The organism is Streptomyces sp. NPDC051243 (genome assembly GCF_044455405.1).
Taxonomy (GTDB): Bacteria; Actinomycetota; Actinomycetes; order Streptomycetales; family Streptomycetaceae; genus Streptomyces.
In genome coordinates this window covers 241,207-259,129 of the sequence record NZ_JBITES010000011.1, presented here as the reverse complement: position 1 = coordinate 259,129, position 17,923 = coordinate 241,207, and the positions used below count along the sequence as shown (strand labels likewise).

General features: G+C 67.4%; 15 protein-coding genes and 1 pseudogene. 8 read left to right on the top strand and 8 right to left on the bottom strand.

The window, feature by feature from the left end:
* Positions 1-44: 44 nt before the first annotated feature.
* From ACIBAG_RS28435 to ACIBAG_RS28405, 7 genes are all read left to right on the top strand, one after another.
* Positions 45-1,898, top strand: coding sequence for a glycoside hydrolase family 15 protein (locus ACIBAG_RS28435; protein WP_399108725.1), 1,854 nt, complete (start codon positions 45-47; stop codon positions 1,896-1,898).
* Between the two features lie 36 nt (positions 1,899-1,934).
* Entirely contained in the window at positions 1,935-2,981 is a 1,047-nt protein-coding gene (locus tag ACIBAG_RS28430; RefSeq protein ID WP_399108723.1) for a glucose 1-dehydrogenase, read from the top strand.
* A gap of 26 nt (positions 2,982-3,007) precedes the next feature.
* Positions 3,008-3,523: a gluconokinase gene (locus ACIBAG_RS28425; protein WP_399108722.1), complete on the top strand. Its 516-nt coding sequence runs from the start codon at positions 3,008-3,010 to the stop codon at positions 3,521-3,523.
* Between the two features lie 420 nt (positions 3,524-3,943).
* Positions 3,944-4,807, top strand: coding sequence for a serine/threonine protein kinase (locus ACIBAG_RS28420; protein WP_399108720.1), 864 nt, complete (start codon positions 3,944-3,946; stop codon positions 4,805-4,807).
* Positions 4,808-4,859: 52 nt separating this feature from the next.
* Positions 4,860-5,453: an ABC-three component system middle component 2 gene (locus ACIBAG_RS28415; RefSeq protein ID WP_399108718.1), complete on the top strand. Its 594-nt coding sequence runs from the start codon at positions 4,860-4,862 to the stop codon at positions 5,451-5,453.
* Entirely contained in the window at positions 5,450-7,438 is a 1,989-nt protein-coding gene (locus tag ACIBAG_RS28410; protein ID WP_399108716.1) for a DNA recombination protein RecN, read from the top strand. The genes ACIBAG_RS28415 and ACIBAG_RS28410 overlap by 4 nt, the downstream gene beginning before the upstream one ends.
* Before the next feature lie 1,044 nt (positions 7,439-8,482).
* Positions 8,483-8,791, top strand: a complete 309-nt coding sequence (locus ACIBAG_RS28405) for a helix-turn-helix domain-containing protein (RefSeq protein WP_399108714.1) — start codon at positions 8,483-8,485, stop codon at positions 8,789-8,791.
* A 525-nt stretch (positions 8,792-9,316) separates the two neighbouring features.
* On the opposite strand, the gene ACIBAG_RS28400 is transcribed toward ACIBAG_RS28405, so the two are convergent.
* The 8 genes and pseudogenes from ACIBAG_RS28400 to ACIBAG_RS28365 all read right to left on the bottom strand — a co-directional run bounded on the left by ACIBAG_RS28400 (position 9,317) and on the right by ACIBAG_RS28365 (position 17,048).
* Positions 9,317-9,568 carry a hypothetical protein gene (locus tag ACIBAG_RS28400; protein ID WP_399108713.1) on the bottom strand — a complete coding sequence of 84 codons (252 nt, stop codon included), beginning with the start codon at positions 9,566-9,568 and terminating at the stop codon, positions 9,317-9,319.
* Positions 9,565-9,861, bottom strand: a complete 297-nt coding sequence (locus tag ACIBAG_RS28395; RefSeq protein ID WP_399108711.1) for a hypothetical protein — start codon at positions 9,859-9,861, stop codon at positions 9,565-9,567. The genes ACIBAG_RS28400 and ACIBAG_RS28395 overlap by 4 nt, the downstream gene beginning before the upstream one ends.
* 59 nt (positions 9,862-9,920) lie before the next feature.
* Positions 9,921-11,396 carry a SulP family inorganic anion transporter gene (locus ACIBAG_RS28390; RefSeq protein ID WP_399108709.1) on the bottom strand — a complete coding sequence of 492 codons (1,476 nt, stop codon included), beginning with the start codon at positions 11,394-11,396 and terminating at the stop codon, positions 9,921-9,923.
* 263 nt (positions 11,397-11,659) lie between these two features.
* On the bottom strand, positions 11,660-11,956 hold the full coding sequence (locus ACIBAG_RS28385; RefSeq protein WP_399108948.1) for a glycoside hydrolase family 15 protein: 297 nt from the start codon (positions 11,954-11,956) through the stop codon (positions 11,660-11,662).
* A 186-nt stretch (positions 11,957-12,142) separates the two neighbouring features.
* Positions 12,143-12,682, bottom strand: a pseudogene (locus ACIBAG_RS28380) (cation:proton antiporter); the annotation flags it as partial.
* A gap of 75 nt (positions 12,683-12,757) precedes the next feature.
* Positions 12,758-14,968, bottom strand: coding sequence for a hypothetical protein (locus tag ACIBAG_RS28375; protein WP_399108707.1), 2,211 nt, complete (start codon positions 14,966-14,968; stop codon positions 12,758-12,760).
* A gap of 470 nt (positions 14,969-15,438) precedes the next feature.
* Positions 15,439-16,098, bottom strand: coding sequence for a response regulator (locus ACIBAG_RS28370; RefSeq protein ID WP_399108705.1), 660 nt, complete (start codon positions 16,096-16,098; stop codon positions 15,439-15,441).
* A 2-nt stretch (positions 16,099-16,100) separates the two neighbouring features.
* A complete protein-coding gene (locus ACIBAG_RS28365) occupies positions 16,101-17,048 on the bottom strand; it encodes a HAMP domain-containing sensor histidine kinase (RefSeq protein ID WP_399108703.1) in 948 nt (315 codons plus the stop codon).
* Between the two features lie 594 nt (positions 17,049-17,642).
* On the opposite strand from ACIBAG_RS28365, the gene ACIBAG_RS28360 reads away from it, so the two are divergent.
* Positions 17,643-17,912 carry a hypothetical protein gene (locus ACIBAG_RS28360; protein ID WP_399108702.1) on the top strand — a complete coding sequence of 90 codons (270 nt, stop codon included), beginning with the start codon at positions 17,643-17,645 and terminating at the stop codon, positions 17,910-17,912.
* Positions 17,913-17,923 lie beyond the last annotated feature (11 nt).

The following is a 17,923-nucleotide window of genomic DNA, read 5'->3' as shown; positions in this document are numbered from 1 at the left end:
ACTCCGCAAGCCACTCGTCACATTCGGTCGGAAGGCGAAGCTGCATGGGCAAGGGCAACAGTGGGGTGAGGCAGTTGCAAGAACGCGATGGCTACCTTCCGATAGAGGAGCATGGGTTGCTCGGGGACGGTCGTGGGTCAGCCCTGGTGGGGCGGGATGGTGCTGTCGGGTTCATGTGCGTGCCTCGCTTCGACTCCCCGCCTCTGTTCTGTGGACTGCTGGACACCGACCGCGGCGGGCGATTCCTGATTGCCCCGCAGGACCTGCGGGCCAGCCACCAGTGGTACGTCGACGACACCGCTGTGCTCGTCACGCAAATGGCGACCCCCACAGGGACGGTTGAGGTCACCGACGCGTTCCTGCTTCGGCCGGATTCCCTTCTGGAAGAAGACACACCGGCCGGGGCCGGAGCCTTGGCGCGACACGTGCGTGTAGTTGCAGGCAGCGTCGACCTGCGCGTACTCCTTCGACCGCGCGGTGATGCCCGCACCGAGCGGCGTACCGATGGCTGGCACCTCATGTGCCCCCGGCAGGGGCTCTCTCTCCACCTCGCATCCTCACGCCCCCTGCCCGCCCTCGACTGCATTGTGCCCATGGACGCGGGGGAGGAGCTGGCACTGACCCTGAGCTGGGACGAACCTCTTCGGTCCTCGGACGAGGCTGTCAGCGGAGCGCTGGAGGACACCGTCCGTGCCTGGAGGCGCTGGTCGGCCCAGGTGATACGCGATGTCCCCCAGGCCGACCTCGTGCGACGCTCAGCGATCACGCTGAAATTGCTGGACCACATCGAAAACGGCGCCATGGTCGCGGCCCCCACCTCGTCCCTGCCCGAGCTCGTCGGGGGCTCAAGGAACTGGGACTACCGCTATACCTGGATACGAGACGCCGCCTACGCCGTCTTCGCCTTGCGGCGTATCGGACTGCCCATGGAGGCCGGCGGATTCCTGCACTGGGCACTCGCCACCGCCCAATGGAGCGACCGGCCACGGGTTCTTTACGACGTCGACGGCCGCCCGCCTCAGCCGGAGTCCGCCGACACGGAATTGGAGGGCTACCGCAAGTCGGCTCCAGTGCGCTGGGGAAACGCCGCCGCCGACCAGATCCAGCATGACGTGTACGGGGAGATACTTGACTGCGCCTTCCAGTGGGCGGCAACAGGCGGTCGGCTCGACGACAGCCTGTGGAAGCGCCTTACGGTGCTGGTGGATCAAGCCCGTCGAGCCTGGAACACCCCCGATCGTGGCATCTGGGAGGTACGCACCCGAGGCCGCCCGTTCACCTATTCCGCCGCGATGTGCCAAGTCGCCCTGGACCGGGCCGCCCGGCTCGCCCACCGGCTGAGCCTGCCTGGTGACCCGGTTGCCTGGGCAAAGGAAGCACAGCGGCTGACCGACCACATCCTGCGAGAAGCCTGGGACGAGGACATCGGCGCACTCACGGAGCACCTGGGCACCGGCGGCGGTCTGGACGCCTCACTGCTGGCTCTGCCGCTACGACGCCTCGTACCCGCGGATCACCCCCGCATGGTCGCCACCACGGACGCGATAGCAAGTCGGCTCGACGGCGGCGGGGGCCTTCTTTACCGTTACCTTCCCCAGCAGTCACCGGACGGACTGGATCAGCCCGAGGGCGCCTTCGTCCTGTGCAGTTTCTGGCTCGTGGACAACCTGGCAGGACAGGGCCGCCTCGACGAAGCCGCAGACCTCTTCGAACGGCTCTGCTCATACACCAGCCCTCTGGGTCTCCTCCCCGAGCAGATGGATCCCGGGACAGGAGCTTTCCTGGGCAACTTTCCCCAGGCTCTCAGCCACGTCGGGCTCATATCCAGCGCCGTCGTGCTCGGCCGGGTTCAGCGTGGGATCCAGCCGGAACTGTCCACCCAAGCATGGTTCTCCTGACACGCCCCCCGCCTCACGAGAGGGACGAGATTGGCGATGCGCGCATTGACCATAAGGCCCGGCGAGAAGGATTCCGTAGAGGCACGGGAGGTGCCCGACCCCGTCCCGGCCACCGGTGAGCTGCTGGTGCAGGGCCTGGCGGTGGGGGTGTGCGGAACGGACAAGGAGATCGTCCGAGGCGAGTACGGCTGGGCCCCTGCGGACCGTGAGTGGCTGGTACTCGGGCATGAGTCCCTCGGGCGGGTGCGGCAGGCGCCGCCCGGCAGCGGGTTCTCGGCCGGTGACCTGGTCGCCGGGGTGGTGCGCCGTCCGGACCCCGAGCCGTGCGGGGCCTGCGCCCATGGAGAGTTCGATATGTGCCGCAACGGCCGCTACACCGAACGCGGTATCAAAGAGATGGACGGCTACGGCGCGCAGGCGTGGTGCGTGGAAGCCGAATACGCGGTGAAGCTGGCGCCGCATCTGGAGCACGTCGGTGTGCTCATGGAGCCGATCTCCGTGGTGGCCAAGGCATGGGAACAGGTCGAGCGTGTCGGTGCCCGTTCGTGGTTTGAGCCCCGTCGCGCCCTGGTGATGGGTGCGGGGCCCATCGGTCTGCTGGCCGCCCTCCTGGGCACACAGCGCGGACTGGAGGTGCATGTACTCGACCGGGTGACCGAAGGGCCCAAGCCCGCTCTGGTGCGGGATTTGGGCGCCACTTACCACGCGGAGGACGTCGAGCAGGTCGTCTCCGCGGTGTGCCCGGATGTCGTCATCGAGGCCACGGGCGCGAACGAGCCGGTCCTCGCCTCGCTGACGGGCACCGCGCCCTACGGGGTGGTGTGCCTGACCGGTGTGTCGCCCGCAGGCCGCAGGATGACCGTGGACGCGGGCGCCATCAACAGGGAGATCGTGCTGCAGAACGACGCGGTGGTGGGCTCGGTCAACGCCAACCTGCGTCATTACCGCCAGGCCGCCGACGCGCTGGCGAAGGCCGACCTGCCATGGCTTGAGCGCATGATCACCCGGCGGGTGCGGCTGAAGCACGCAACGCAGGCGTTCACGCCGCAACCCGATGACGTCAAGGTGGTCATCGAGCTGTAGACACAAGGCCGGAAGGAAGGCCCTGGATGTCGCGCAACACCGCTCCATTGGTCATCGTCATGGGCGTGTCGGGCTCTGGAAAGACCACCGTGGGCCAACTCCTGGCACAGGACCTCGGTGTTCCTTACGCCGAGGGGGACGACTTCCACCCCGCACCCAACGTGGCGAAGATGCGGGCCGGCCACCCGCTCGATGACGAAGACCGCCGCCCCTGGCTGGACGAGATCGCACAATGGCTGGCCAGCCATGCGGACAGCGGAGGTGTGATGACATGCTCGGCGCTCAAGCGCCGCTACCGTGACCGGCTGGCTTCCGCCGCTCCGCACGTCTACTTCCTTCACCTCGACGGCTCCCCTGAGCTGATCGCCGCAAGGACCACCGCGCGACGGGGCCACTTCATGCCACCAGACCTGCTCAAATCGCAGTTCGCCGACCTGGAACCACTGGACGACGACGAAGCGGGCGTGGCCATCCCGATCGACGGCACACCGCAGGAGACCGCTGCCCTCGCCCATTCCGCCGTTACCCTCCTGACCCGTTGACATCGCAGCCCGCTGCCGCTGCTGACTGCCTGCCGGTCACGTGGACATCGTCGCCGTTGCCTGACCCGTTCGCCGCTTCGTTACCAAGGCACTGCTTCCAGTTCCGCGGTTTAAGCAGCACGTACGCCACCGTCACCGACAACCGGCCACACCGGGACCGGGATGATGGGGATCGGTAGATCCCCGGGATCCGTGGGACGCTGGTCAACAGGCTTGATCGACTGGAAGCCCGCCGTTACGGTCGGTGCAAACCCTATGTCGCGGGAGTGAACGGGAAGCCCCGAGACGAGGGGCGGGTCGACTGGCGGGGGGACAGTGCAAGACGTTAAGGCGGTTGCAGCAGGGGTGCCCCCCATTAGCTTCGCCGCGCATATTGTCCGGACTGGCGGTCTCGGTGGTGCTCGTGATGACTTCGAGAAGATGGTCACTGAGCTGGCCGGATCCATCACGCCCGGCGTGCGAATGATCGCTGCGAACCCCGGCGATTGGGGTATCGACGCGTTCGCAGGCGACCTTGGCGGTGAAATCAGCGTCTGGCAGTCCAAGTACTTTTTTCCGACCACGGACAAGAGCCATCAACAGCAGATCCGCGAGTCCCTAAAGTCGGTTCTCGACACTGCCGCGGACAAGGGTCATACGGTCAGGATGTGGATCTTGTGTATCCCCTCCAGCATGGACGGTCCCACCACGGCCTGGTGGGACGGCTGGAAGAAGCGGCAGGAGCGAGCGCACAACCTTGTGATCGACCTGTGGGACGAGACCCGGCTGACCAAGCTGCTCCGCACTGCCGAGGCCGATGACGTCCGCCGCGGCTACTACGAGGCGTACCGCGGGGAGCCGTCGACTGAGGAGCCACGTGACCTCGTCGAAGTCGACGACGACAAGGCAACCGCATTGGAGTCGGCGCTCTTCATCCTGCAGATGAAGGAAGCCGGGCACATTGAACTCGACTCCGCCAAGCGCCAGTTCTTCAATGCAGACGTCGTCGCCCGGGAAATCGCACACAAAGGTATGCCCGCAGAACTAAAGGCGCTCACGTCGGCAGATGCCACCCTGCACGGCTTGTGGGAGGCCCGGTTCAACCAGTGCTGGGCGGAGGACAAGTTCCCCAGCCTGCATGCATCGGTCTGGTCCGATGTGAGGGCAGAACACCCGCAGCTGCCGAAGATTCTGCGGCTGGATCTGCTCCACGCGTGGGGACTCGTGCACCGGTTGGTGGACAACCGGAAGGCGGGATGGGTCAAGCACTGGCGCACGATCGCGGAAGCCCACACCGACCCATGAACCTGGCCGACTTACGAGACCGGATGACTCACTCAACACAGAAGGGGCAGTAGTGGAGGCTGATCGCCCGGTCGCGATGCCGGAAGACGAGGTGCAGTTCCGGCTCGCGCAGCTGCTACTCCTCCTGGAGGCTCTGGCCGGCCAGGACCTGCCTGGAGCGACCCTGGAGAGAATCGGCTACTACGACTTCCTCTCAGCCAACCCCTTCCTGGTTGTTGACGCGGACAGCCGGGAGGCGTCGCTGCTCAGGCTCGCCGGCTTTGACCCCCGCACACTGTCGTATGCCTCGTCCGGACAACGCTTCACCAGCCGCCGGGAACGCATCCAGCACGATCTCAGCCTCCTGGTCGCCTACGGCTGCTGCACCGTCACAGCCCAGCAGGGAAGTCTGCTCTACAGCATCACCGACCACGGCCGTCACCTGAGCTCCCACCTCACCACGACCTACGCCACATCCTTCTCCACCGCGGCCGAAATCATCGTGGGCAAGCTCAAGCGCATGAGCGACACCCGCCTGCGCAAGGAGTCGGTGACCTGGCTGCGCCTGGACAGCGCTCGAAACCCCGGCGCGGCGCTGGCGCAGATCGTCGGTTCCGCGAGCCAACCCCTGCACACCATGACGCCCCTCTGGATGGAGGTCGAATGAGCGCCACCACCGGAATCCGCATCAGGCGTCTGCGACTCGTCGGGATCGACCGCAACTACGACGTCGACTTCACCAGTGACGGGGACGTCCGCCGCCTGTCGATCATCTCCGGCGCCTTCAGCTCTGGAAAAACCGCCGTGCTGGAGTTCATCTCCTACGGCCTCGGGGCCAGGAGACACCCTCGCCACCCGGAGATCATGCGCAAGGTCAGGGCATCCCTGCTCGAAGTCGAACTCTCCGGTGTGCCGCACGTGATCGAACGCGCGGTCGGGGAGCCGTCGACAAGTGCCTTCGTGCGCCGTGGCCGCCTCGACGAGGCGGCAGCCTCAACCGCGGAGCGCAGGCCGATCGACCCAGCCGGCGATCCCCAGAGCCTTTCCACACTCCTGCTCAGCCACTGCGGGCTGGAAGGTGTGCAGCTCCGAGAAGCCCCGACCAGTACCGAATCGCGCACGGACCCGCTCAGCTTCCGCGATCTGATGTGGCTGACGTTCCTTACCAACGAGCGCGTGGCGGACAAGAACTTCCTGTTCGAGAACAGCTTCATGCGCAAGCACAAGCTGCGTCAGGTCGTTGATGTCGTCTTTGCTGTCCATGACGATCGGCGGATCGAGATCGGGGCCCGGATCAGGGAGCTGGAAACCCGGTTGAACCGTTCGCGTTCTGAACTGGCCACGGCTCGTTCGTTCGTCGAGGAGCAGCACACGGGGCCCGCAGATGCGCACACGCGTCTCGTCGCCGAACGGGAACTCGCCGACATCACACGACAACTTGAGGCCATCGACGCCCAGGCGAGAGCTGCGACGGACTTCGCCACGCAGTTGCGAGCCAGGCACCGCAGCGCAGCGGAGAAGGCACAATCGGCGGCCGCTGTTCTGCGGGATCAGGAGACCCAACTGGCGCGCATGCTTCCGCTTCGCGCTCAGTACGCTGACGATCTGCTGAAGCTCGGCATGCTGGCACAGGCCAAACACCTCTTCGACCCGTTGCGTGTCCGCATCTGCCCGGCCTGCCTGCAGCCCCTCCAGGAGCCTCCACACACCGATGGCGGACACTGCAGTCTGTGCCACCACCCCGTCCAGTCGCGGTCCGATCCAGCAACAGATCTGGGCTCCGCAGCCGACGCTCTGACACCCCATGAGGAACGACTGGACGTGGCTGCCGAGACGCGCGCCACGAAGGCCCGACTCAAAGCAATCACCACCTACATCGAGGAACTCGAACAGTCCCTGGCCACCGCCGAGAAACGCGCAGCAGACACAGCCTTGGAAGAGCAACGCGCGGCCAAAGCCCTGGACGAAGCGACGGGACCGGTCGTATCGACCTACCTGTCGGCTCGTGATGACCTGCATCGCCAGCAGATCCAGGTGAACCGCCGGATCGATGAACTGAGCACCGCCGCCAAACTCCAAGAAGGACTGGAGAAGCGGGCGGCCAAGGTGACTCAACAGGAATCCCAGCTACAGCACCTGCGCGACGAACTAGCGAACCTGGGTGATGCGGCAGTGGACCGCGACCAGGTACTACGGGAAATCAGCAGGCGCTACGCACGGCTCCTCACCGAGTGGCACTACCCCAAGCTGAGCATGCCTCATATCGCTGACGACCTGACGCCACACGTGCGGGGCGAGCCCTACCAAGAGGCTTCTTCCGGAGCACGGACATTGATCACGCTCGCGTGGCAGCTTGCTGTGTTTGAGGTGGCTGTCGAAAAGGGAGCTGCCCATCCCGGCTTCCTCATGATCGACAGTCCCCAGAAAAACCTCGGCCATGGCGGAACACGCGACTCCCTGATCGCTGACGCCGTCAGCATCGATGACTTCTACCGTTTCCTCCGGCAGTGGCTGCAGGATCGCGGAGACACAGCACAGGTGATCGTCGCGGACAACAGCCCGCCCGACCTGATGGAAGAGAACGTCATCGTGCGCTTCAGCCGGGACGAAGAGCACCCGCCGTACGGTCTGATTGACGACGAGACCGGGTAGGCCGAAACTGGCGGTCGGGTCCGACGACCGGCGATGGGCAGCACGGCCGCGGGAGCCGTCCCGCTCACCAGAGTGTGAGCGGGAGGCCGGCTTCTTCGGCGGCACTGATGCGTTCCTCGATCAGGTCCGGGGCTCGCCCGCATGAAGGCCGGTCCGGATCGCGTGGGCGATGGCGCGTGTGCGGCTGGCGGCGCCTCGAACGGCGGCGAGCGGACCGTGAGGGTTGTGATTCGGAGCTGCCATTCGGCTCGGTTCTCGGAGGCTGTACCTAGCCGAAGGTGGGCGGGGTTGGTACAGCCGTGGAAGTCGCGTGTGTGGCAGACGACGGGGTCCTCGCGGCAGACCATCCAGGTCGGCTTTGACGCCGTGGGCCAACTGGAAGGCGAATAGGTGCGCCAGGACCGTGCCCCGTCGCGAGGGGCCAGGGAGGCTCGCCGCGCCGGAGAGATCCATGGCCTGTTGGGCTGACTGCGCCCAGCCACGGCCAGTATTGAGTTGTCGAGCGGATGTAGGACCTGGCTTCGAAACGGGCGATGACCGTCTCGTCGTTCAACCAGGTCAGCCACAGTTCGGTGGGCAGACGTATGAGCGTGGGGTGACCAAGTAGAGAAAGCAGTTTCCGGCCCCCGGTGTGGCACGGAGCCTTGCCTAGCGATGGAGCCCAGGGGCAATTGGTCTAGCTGTCTGCTCATGGCGCTTCTGCCTGGGGCGGGGTGAGGTCGGGCGGATAGCCCTTCGCGCGAAGCCAGGTGTCGAGGCCAGGGCGACGATGTCGCCGTGGGGCTACAGAGGCCGTCGGAGGCGCCGCACTCGATGAGCGCGCTCACATGCCAAGGGTTCGGTGATCCGAACGAAGCGGCCTAGTGCTGGTTTCCTCTTTCGCTGGGTATATGTGCTGTTGGCGGGGTGGTTCGGGTGCTCGGGGGCGGGTGCTGGACGGTGGTGTTACGAGCGAGGCCGAGTCGTGACGAGAGCGAGCAACGGATCGTCCGTTGGCTGTCCCGAACGCGCAAGGCGCCGCGAGATCTGCTGCTGCGGGCTAGGATGGTCGAGTCGAGTTGGATCGGGCTGCGGGTGCCAGCCATCGCGGACGAGCTGAGATGCAGCCCCAATACGGTTCGCCGCTGGTTGCACCGCTTCAACCTCATGGGCCTGCATGGGCTGGAGGATCTGGGCGGGCGGGGCCGCAGGCGGCGGATCAGTGAGGCGGAACGCTCAAGGGTCATCGGCCTGGCAAACAGGTGCCGCCGGGTCGGCCGGCCGTGCAGGCGGACGGTGAGCTGGCCGCGGAGGAGGAGTCCGGGCCGCCGGAGTGGACCCTTGACTCCCTGGCCGCAGAGGCCCGCCGGATGAGGATCGAGATCGGCGGCAGCCAGGTCCGCCAGATCCTGCTGGCCGAGGGGGGCGCTGGCGTCGCACCCGGTCCTGGACCCGCTCGAAGGACGCAGACTTCGAGGGAAAAGGACCAGGATCATCGAGCCCTACACCTGCCCGCCCGAGGGCGCGACGGTCGTCTGCGCCGACGAGCTCGGACCGGTGATCCCCCGCACGTTCCAGCCGCCGCGACCACGTGCCGACAGGACGACTCAACAACGAATCTGCACGCCCCCGGGGAGCAGTACACCGTGACGGCCGGTCGTCGATGCCTCCTTCGGGCGGAGGCACCCGGCACATCGCACGCCGTAGCCGGCCGGGCAGAGGGGTCGCCCGGCCATGACCAGCTCGACGCCCAGCATGGCGCCTCCGATGGCGACGCAGCCGGAAGGCAGCCAGCCGATCTTGTGCTCATCAGCCCAGGCCGCGGTTACTCGCGGCGAGGAGGAAGCCCAGCAGGCAGCGGTGCTGATTCCGGCATCCCGCCAACGAGAAAGCACCGGCTTACCCCTGCATGTGGTGCGATCGGGACCTCTCGGCAGCGGCACCCGCCTGTCCACGGTGCGCTGCCCGGCGTCGGCGCAGCCAGTCGCCGATCTCCCCGATGCCGACCATGAGTGCGGAGGAGGCGGCGCATGCCGTGAGGGAGGTGGCCTGGTTGACGGCCTGTCCAAGGAGCCAGAGAGCCAGGGCCAGCAGCAGCCACCAGGCTGTGAGCGACCAGGTGTGCCGCCACAAGCGTGTGCGGCCGGTCATCGGGCGGCTGCCCTGGTCCGCCGGGTGGCGACGATCACCACGATGGAGCCCGTGAGTGTCACTGCCATCGCCCCGGCAGTGGCGGCCAAGATGATCAAGGGAGAGGCGCCCGCGAGGCGGGGAAGAGCGTTGAGCGGCGCGGCGGCGTAGAAAGCGAGGAACGCCAGGCCGCAGGGACGCGTTGGGGTAAGGCGAGGACGCAGCCGCCGCGGTACGCGATTGGTGAGCAGGGCAACTCCGGCGGGCAGCAACGTGACAGAGAAGACGGCGAGGCCAATCCACTGCCAGTTCATCGGTACCAGGGCTCCTGTCGGAGAATGCAGGTGGTCACGTGCGGCGGGTCGGACAGGCCCTAACGCAGTTCTGTCGGACGGTCCTTGACGACGGTTTCGAGCTTGTCGCGTTGTTCGTCGTTCGCGAGTGCGGTCAGCCTGTTCGCGACATGCGGTGGCAGGTCTTTGATGCCGAGTTCGACGCCGGACTTGTGCGAGTGGTCGATGAAGGTCAGCAACGCCTTCGCCCCGGACATGTCCATGTAGTCCACGTCCTTCAGGCTCAGCGACAGGTTCGACCGGTCGCTGCGCAGCGTGGAGAAGACACGGTCGACGGACAGGAACGACAGGGGCCCCTCGATCCGGTAAGTGCCGGCGCCGTCGTGGACGATCGAGGCTTTCCGCCGACGCGATTTCACGACGTGGACGGCGAGCGCCAGGGCGACGCCGACGGCGACCGCCACGGTGAGGTCGACGAGGACGGTGACGATCATTGTCGCGAACATTACGGCGACGTCGCCCCGCGGAGAGGCATGCGCCTTGCGCAGGCTCTCCCAGTCGAACATGCCCACTGCGGTCAGGATCAGGATCCCCGACAGCACGGCGAGGGGGATGTACTGCACGACGGCCCCGAGGCCGATCACGAGCGCGAGGAGGATGACGCTGTGCGTGGCCGCCGACAGGGCGGTGCGGCCGCCGCTTCTGACGTTGACCACGGACCTGACGGTCGCGCCGGCGCTGGCCAGACCGCCGAAGAGGCCGCTGGCGGCGTTGCCGAGTCCCTGGCCGATGAGTTCCTTGTTGCTGCGGTGCCGGTTGCCGGTGATGTTGTCCATGACGACTGAGGTCAGCAGCGAGTCGATGGAGCCCAGCAGGGCGATGCTGAGGGCGGGCAGGAGGAGGGTGAGGAGCAGCGACCCGCTGAGCTCGGGGATGGTGATCGAGGGGATCGACTCCGGGATCTGGCCTATGTAGTCGATCGCCGTGTTGAGCGGAACCGGTCCGACGCGCACGTCCTGCAGCAGCGAGTCCATGAACCGCAGGACCACGGTCATGAGCACGAGCGCGATCAGACTTGCCGGGATCGATTTGATCACTCGTGCCGACACGAGCATGAGCACGATCGTGCCTGCCACCACCAGGAAACTGCTCTGCACCTGGTCCAGTTCGCCCAGGATGATGATCAGCGCGATCCCGCCCATGAAGCCGGACACCACGGGGTGGGGTATGAAGCGGATCAGCGATCCAAGCCTGCACAGCCCGAACAGGATCTGGAACGCGCCGGCCATGATGAACGCGAGGAACGCGCCCTCGAGCCCGTGCTCGGCGATCACTCCCGTGGCGACCACGGTGATGGGGCCCGTGGGACCGGTCACCTGGCCGGGAGTACCACCGAACACCGCCGCGAAGAATCCGGCGAAGATCGCTCCGTACAGCCCGACGAGCGCGCCCTCGGAGGTGCCTGTCGCTGTGATGCCGAAGGCGATCGCCAACGGCAACGCCACGATGGCCACGGTCAGGCCGGAAAGAATCTCTCGCGCGACGCGCTGGAACATCAGCCACCATTTTCGGTCGACAACATGATGAAATCGCCCCATTCAGGGGCGATTTGCCGACCAGACTTCCCGGCGCTCCATCCGTAAAGATGACGTATAGATCCCGTCAAGGCAAGACCAAAGATCGCCATGTGACGCGTGTCGGTCACCACGATGCTGCGCGTTTCAGATGCCGGGGCTGGGCCGCGAGGACCTGCAGGTGAGTTCTGCGGCAGGTAGCTGTACAGCAGGCCGTCGCCCGCGCCGAGGCGTTCGGTGCTCGCCTATGTGGTGGCGGCCATGCACGGGTGGTCGGAGGGCAGGACCCGTCTGAGGGGGAGGGCGAGCAGCGAGGCATCGAGTCCTCCTGTTCCACCGAAGTGCTCGGTGAACGAGTTCATGCGCTCGTCCCATGCGTCGTGGATGATCCGTCCGGCGAGGCGGTGGGCTTCCGCAGTCCAGATGGTGGCGTTGCCCGGGAGATGCAGGCGGGTGGCGAGCCGTGCGGCACGGTCGAGGGCGACCTGGCACACCGCTGCCGAGTACGTGAACGGGCCTCCGGGGGTGCGTACTTCCCAGATGCCGTGATCTGGTGTGTGCCATGCGGTGCGGGCTCGTTCGGTCAGGCCGGACCGGGCGGTGTCACACGCCGGTGCTCAATGGGCGGCCCCTGCGGCGGCCATTGGAAAGCGCAGTCTAGGCGTTCTCCGTAGACGTCGTGCTGTTGCTGTACCTGTTCGGCGGCGGCGTTTCCGCTTCACGAAGTCGGCCTCGGCGTGCCCGGAGGTCGGCCCGGCAACGGCGATCAGGATGAGCACCACCGGCAGGGCGAGCCCGTCGTTGATGCCCGCTCTCCACGTTCAGCAACTGCCGCAGCTTCGCCGGGACTTCCTTACGCCCGACGATCGCGGTGGCGACCACGGGGTCGGTGGGGGCCAGTATAACGCCGACCACGAACGACGTCGTCCAGTCAGCCCCACCAGGAAGTGCGTGACCAGGGCCCTGCCGACGAACGCGAGCGGCATGCCGAGCCCGAGCGCGCGGGCCGGGTTGCGCCAGTACTCCCGTAGCTTCGGGAAGGAGACGTGCATGCCGTCGGTGAAGAGCACCGCGAACAGCGCCAGATCGGCGGTCACCGACACGATCTCGCTGTCCGGGGTGATGTGGATCAGATCGAGGAACCCGTCGTTGACGAGCGCACCACCGACCAGGAAGAGCAGTGACGTCGACAGCACCGTGCGGGCGGCGACGCCTGACAGCAGCACCGCGATCAGCAGCGCCACCCCGAAGACCACGACGAGCACCATGAACCAGACCCCCGATCGGCGAAAAGACCCGTCCCCAAATCGCCGACCAGACTTCCCGGCACACCGCTGCAAACCCTACATGCCGCTCCTCGGCGAGCCGTTGGCGTTGCTCTGGAGCCGCTCGGTGTTGAGGGCGTCTACGGCGCCCCGTGCGTCGCCGAGCGTCGCGTAGTCCACCGCGACGAAATTGACCGGTCTGCCGCGTTGCCGCTCACAGGCATGCGCCCGATCCAGCACCTGCCGACGGGAGTTGACCGCTGCGGCGTCGAGTCGTCTGCCACCGTCGGCTGTGACGAAGTGGTTGAGCAGGAAGAGCCGTTTGCCGGTGTCGCCCCGGTTCGGCGCGCAGGTCATCTCCTCGGGGCTGCGGAAGGCGTATGGCGTCTCCATGCCGTAGCGGTAGAAGTTGCGGTACCACGGCGGGGGACCGTCTGCCTTCTCCGCGAAGACGACCAGGCGCCGACCGCTGTCGATCATGTCTTCCATCGTCGGCCACGGGCGGTTCGGGTCAGGGTCGGGCTCGTACAAGAGGTCAGCCAGTCCTGCCCGTGCGAAGGCGCTCCTGGTCTGCCGGGGGCTGATGCCGTCCTGCACGATCAGGGTGACGACCTCCGTGGTGTGCGTGCGCAGCCAGTCCCCGATCTGCCGCAGCGTGGACTCCAGCTCAAGGGCGCCCGCGCCGCAGACCGAGTGGCACAGCCAGGGCCCCGGGCGGGGCGGGTTCACCCGTGCCAGGACCCGGGTGAGCTGTTGGCGCAGCTCGAGGGAGAACTCGGAGGTGGCCAGGCGGTCGGCGACCTCCTCGGGACGCTCCCATCGGTGGGTGTCGATGAGCAGGGCACGCACTCCGGCGTTCAACTGGCCGACGATGTCGGGATCCTGGAGGGGCCCGATGAACCGGTCCGCCGTCGTGGCCATCGCGTTGTGCGCCGCGAGATGGGCGATCTCGTCGTAGCGGGCGTCGCACAGGCGGGAACTTCCCTGACAGACGCGGGGAGCGGGGCCGGTCATCGCCACCGGCGCCAGGACCGTCCCGACGAGCGCGCACACCGACACGCCGGCGGTCAGGGCCAGGCCGTGCCGCGGTCCGGCGGGGAGCCGGAGGGCCGGCCTGGTCTGCCAGGCCCAGCCGACGGTGACCAGCAACGCTCCCGCGGTCATCAGGATCACCGCGACGACGATGCCGGTGTTCAGCAGCCGGTCGACAGCGGTGGCCTGGATGTCCTCGATGAGACGTGCCGCTGTCGGGGGCCAGGAGGGGGGTGGGCGGAAAGGGGAGTCCCCCACCACGGTGCGCACGAGGAACACCGACAGAGCCGTCAGTGCGGCGGCAGCGGCCAGGGCCCAGCCCAGCGGCATCAGCCGGCGCGCGGTGGGCGGCGGGGTGGAGAACCACAGCAGGACCAGGGCGGCGACACCGAGCACGGCGGCTGCCGGCTCCACCGCCTCCTGGAACAAACGGGTGACGGCCCGCGCCTGGTGCGCCTGCGTCGGTACGTCCCTCGATGAACCGAGGTCGGTGCTGATCACCCAGGTGGAACCCCCCGCGTCCCGCAGCAACTCGGCTGCGGCTGCCTGTGCGCCGTCCGATACGGCGACCGGCACGACGGCGGCCAGTGCCGTGGCCACGTCCCCACTGTCCAGAGCGACCTCGACCTCGGGTCTGAGTCCGGGGCGTTCCGCCTCCGGCACCAGCCGCAACAGCGCGGTCGTGGCCGCGGCCGCCTGGCGGGGGGAGAGCGCCAGCGACGGCAGAGCCTCCGCCGGGGGGCCGCCTGCCGCCAACTGCGCCGCCGTTGCCGACAGATGGTCCACAAATGCCTGGAAATCAGGATCGGGCCGTTGCTGGAGCGAGGCGACGGCATCACCGAAGTACACATGAGCCAGCCGTTCGATGTTGGCCAGTAGCGGCCGGAGATCGACCGTCAGACGCAGCCTGTCGCTGTCGCCCTTCAAGTAGCCGGTCACCTCGGCGATCTGCCGGTCACCCATGGACCGCAGGGTCTCCGGGGGAATCACGACCTTGAGGTTCGAGGTGACCGTGGACTCCGGGACCGGCAGCCGGCCCAGCAGGTCGCGGACGACCGGCGCACTGTGCGGATCGACCAGCACCTCGTCGTAGAACCTCTGGTACGCCCGCTCCTCGTCGAGCACCCGGCCGTAGAAGCCGGGGTTGAGCGCGGTGCTCCGCACGAGGGCAGCGGCGGCCAGTACGGACAGGCTCAGCACCGCCACGACCCAGACCAGCGTCCGCATCAGCGGCGAGTGACGAACCAGACCCACCATGCCCCCATTCTTGATGCGGCTGGGGAGAGGCCGCTCGTTGGGAGGTGTGCAAGCTGAAGTTGCTGGTCACAGGGCTGGTGTGCGCGTGGATCGGGATGCTCGTGCTGGTCGCTGGCAGGTGACTTTGGTGAAGATCGTCGGTCATCGGGCGACTTCGCGGTCGCGAGGACCAGCAAGGCCCTGACCGGGGCGGTCGCCCAGGCGGGGTCGGTGCGCACCTTGCCGAGGACGCGCCAGTTCTTGAGGTGGGCAAAGCCGTGCTCGACGGGTTCCCGGACGGCCACCAGTGCTGTGTTGGACAGCTTCTGGCCTCGCGTCAGGGGCCGGTTCCGGGCGACCTTGTAATTGCAGGCGTGACGCCCCGGAATCGGCCCAGGTCGGCGACACAGCAGCGGTGACGCAGGGATACCCTGCCCCTCCTGCCAAGATCCTTAACAGCAGCCCGAGCCCGAAAACGCCAGCGAGGCTTGTCAGGGTTCGATCAGTCCGACGCGGATGGCGTAGCGGGTGAGCCCCAGGCGGTCCTTCAGGCCGAGCTTCTGCAGCAGGTTGGCGCGGTGGCGTTCGACGGTCTTGGGACTGATGACGAGGATGTCGGCGATCTCCTGGGAGGTGTGGCCTTCGGCGACGAGTTTGAGGATTTCCTCTTCGCGGTCGGTGATGGCTTTGGCGGGCGGGGACTGGCCTTCGCGGACGCGGTCGAGGTAGTTGCGGACGAGGGCGTTGACGGCGCCGGGATAGAGGAAGGGCTCGCCGCGCATGGTGGCGCGGCAGGCTTCGACGAGGTCGCGGTCGGCGACGGATTTCAGGACGTATCCGGAGGCTCCGGCGGCCAGGGCTTCGAAGAAGTACTGCTCGTTGTCGTACATCGTCAGGATGAGGATGTGCAGCTCCGGCTGGGTCCGGGAGAGTTCGCGGGCGGCTTGTAGGCCGGTCATGCGGGGCATAGCGATGTCGAGGATGGCCAGGTCGGGGTGGTGGGTGCGGGCGGCCTCGATGGCTTCGGCGCCGTCGCCTGCTTCGGCCACCACGGTGAGGTCGGGTTCGCTGTCGAGGATGAGGCGGACTCCGCGGCGGACCAGGTGGTGGTCGTCGGCCAGCAGGATGCGGGTGGGCGTCGCCTCGGTCATGGTCACTGACTCCGGTGGGGGGTTGGGACGGTCAGGCGTACCTCGGTGCCGCCGTCGGGGGCGGGGCCGAGAGTGAGGTCGGCGCCGATGAGCAGGGCGCGTTCGCGCATGCCGCGGATGCCTGCCCCTTCGGTGGACCCCTTGCTTCCTCGGCCGTTGTCGCGTACGCGCAGTTCTACGCCGTCCGGTGTCCGCTCCAGGGTGAGGTGGACGCGGGTGGCGTCGGCGTGGCGGGCGGTGTTGGTCAGGCTTTCCTGGGCGACGCGGTAGAGGACGAGTTCGGCGTTCTCGCCCAGGGGCGGCAGGTCGGGCGCGATGTGGTGGCGTACCGACAGGGAGGGGCGGGTGAACTCGGCTACGAGGGATTTCAGCGCGCTGGTCAGGCCGAGCTCTTCGAGAACGCCGGGGCGCAGGCGGCGGGCGATGCGGCGGATCTCGTCGAGGCTGGCGCGGGTTGTCTCCTGGACTTGGTGCAGTTGCTCGCGTATCGGGTCGGGTACTTGGCCGGCGACGCGTTTGAGGTCGAGCAGGACGGCGGTGAGGGTCTGGCCGATCTCGTCGTGGAGTTCCTGGGCGATGCGGTGGCGTTCGGCTTCCTGTGCGGTCAGGGCGCGGGCGGCGCTGGTGGCGCGTTCGGCTTCCAGCCGGTCGAGCATGGTGTTGAACGTGGCGATCAGTTCGGCGACCTCTCCGTGACCGCCGACGTCCGGGCGGGAGCCGGGGCGCAGCAGGTCGGTGGTGGTCATGGCGCGGGCGAGACGTTGCAGCGGAGCCAGGCCGATGCGCAGCAGGAGCGCGTTGGCGATCAGCATCGCGGCCAGTCCGACGGTGAGGACCGCGGCCTCGGTGAGCAGGACGGGGTTCGACACGGTGACCGGGCCCAGCAGCAGCGCCGTGGCGGCCACCAGTACCACGGCGTTGAGCAGGAAGATCCTCCAGAACAAGGGCACCGGGTACTGCCTCCTCAAGCTGGTCCTTGCTTCCACTATCGCCTCCCCAGCAGTGGACGGTGGGTCGGCCGGTTACTGAAGGCTGCTTGCTCCCCGAGCGCTCAGCTCCAGGGTGTGCGCCGGGTGGGGCAGGCGTCCATCGGGTCCGGCACCCATTTCGCCTCACCTCTACATGTCTGGTCCGCCCGCAATTGGGTGCCGGACTCGATGGCGGGCGCCGCCGGTGGCGAGTGAGGGTGGAGCCAATCCCCCTGTCGGCCCAGTGACCGTCGTGCGAGGCGACGGCTTGCGGCGTCGGCAGATGCGAGCCCAGCTTCGACCATGGGTGTGTTGACCTGCGTCGCGGCTTCCACGGGCAGAGAGGTGAGGTGCGGCTCCTCTTGGCTGGGCGGGAAAAGCCGCAGGTCTGTCGGATCACGAGAGGAGCCCGGCACCGATGTACGCAGCGTCCCAGCCAACCGGTCACACCGAGGCGGTTTCCGGCCCGGTCCTGCTGGTGCTGCGGTTGCGCCGTATGGCGGCTGGGTGGGTGCGCCGTATGGCGGGCGTCAGCACGGCCGGAACAGGCCGTCCTGGCGTGGGGGAGGGGTGGCCGTGGGCGTTACGGCATGGTCGGCGGCGACCACCCACAGCGTGCCCTCCGGTGCCACGTGCCGCGGTGGGCGCTCGCGCTCGGCGCGGTTCCGTGCGGCAACGCCACAGGGATCGGCGCCTCCGCCGACCGGCATCGTCGTCCTCGGTGTCGCCGACCGCTTTGGCCGTCGGATCTCGTTCTGGCACGTCACTCGCTACGGACTGATCGTCACCGTCACCGTCGCCGTGTCGGTCACGTATGTGCGGCTGCACTTGTTGGCTCTGGTGTGATCGTGATGCCC

Excerpts from the sequence above, each read along its gene's own strand:
- ACIBAG_RS28375 (WP_399108707.1), bottom strand. The coding sequence starts at position 14,968 with ATGGTGGGTCTGGTTCGTCACTCGCCGCTGATGCGGACGCTGGTCTGG.
- ACIBAG_RS28395 (WP_399108711.1), bottom strand. The coding sequence starts at position 9,861 with ATGAACTGGCAGTGGATTGGCCTCGCCGTCTTCTCTGTCACGTTGCTG.
- ACIBAG_RS28425 (WP_399108722.1), top strand. The coding sequence starts at position 3,008 with ATGTCGCGCAACACCGCTCCATTGGTCATCGTCATGGGCGTGTCGGGC.
- ACIBAG_RS28410 (WP_399108716.1), top strand. The coding sequence starts at position 5,450 with ATGAGCGCCACCACCGGAATCCGCATCAGGCGTCTGCGACTCGTCGGG.
- ACIBAG_RS28370 (WP_399108705.1), bottom strand. The coding sequence starts at position 16,098 with ATGACCGAGGCGACGCCCACCCGCATCCTGCTGGCCGACGACCACCAC.
- ACIBAG_RS28435 (WP_399108725.1), top strand. The coding sequence starts at position 45 with ATGGGCAAGGGCAACAGTGGGGTGAGGCAGTTGCAAGAACGCGATGGC.
- ACIBAG_RS28405 (WP_399108714.1), top strand. The coding sequence starts at position 8,483 with ATGGTCGAGTCGAGTTGGATCGGGCTGCGGGTGCCAGCCATCGCGGAC.
- ACIBAG_RS28420 (WP_399108720.1), top strand. The coding sequence starts at position 3,944 with ATGGTCACTGAGCTGGCCGGATCCATCACGCCCGGCGTGCGAATGATC.
- ACIBAG_RS28430 (WP_399108723.1), top strand. The coding sequence starts at position 1,935 with ATGCGCGCATTGACCATAAGGCCCGGCGAGAAGGATTCCGTAGAGGCA.
- ACIBAG_RS28390 (WP_399108709.1), bottom strand. The coding sequence starts at position 11,396 with ATGTTCCAGCGCGTCGCGCGAGAGATTCTTTCCGGCCTGACCGTGGCC.
- ACIBAG_RS28400 (WP_399108713.1), bottom strand. The coding sequence starts at position 9,568 with ATGACCGGCCGCACACGCTTGTGGCGGCACACCTGGTCGCTCACAGCC.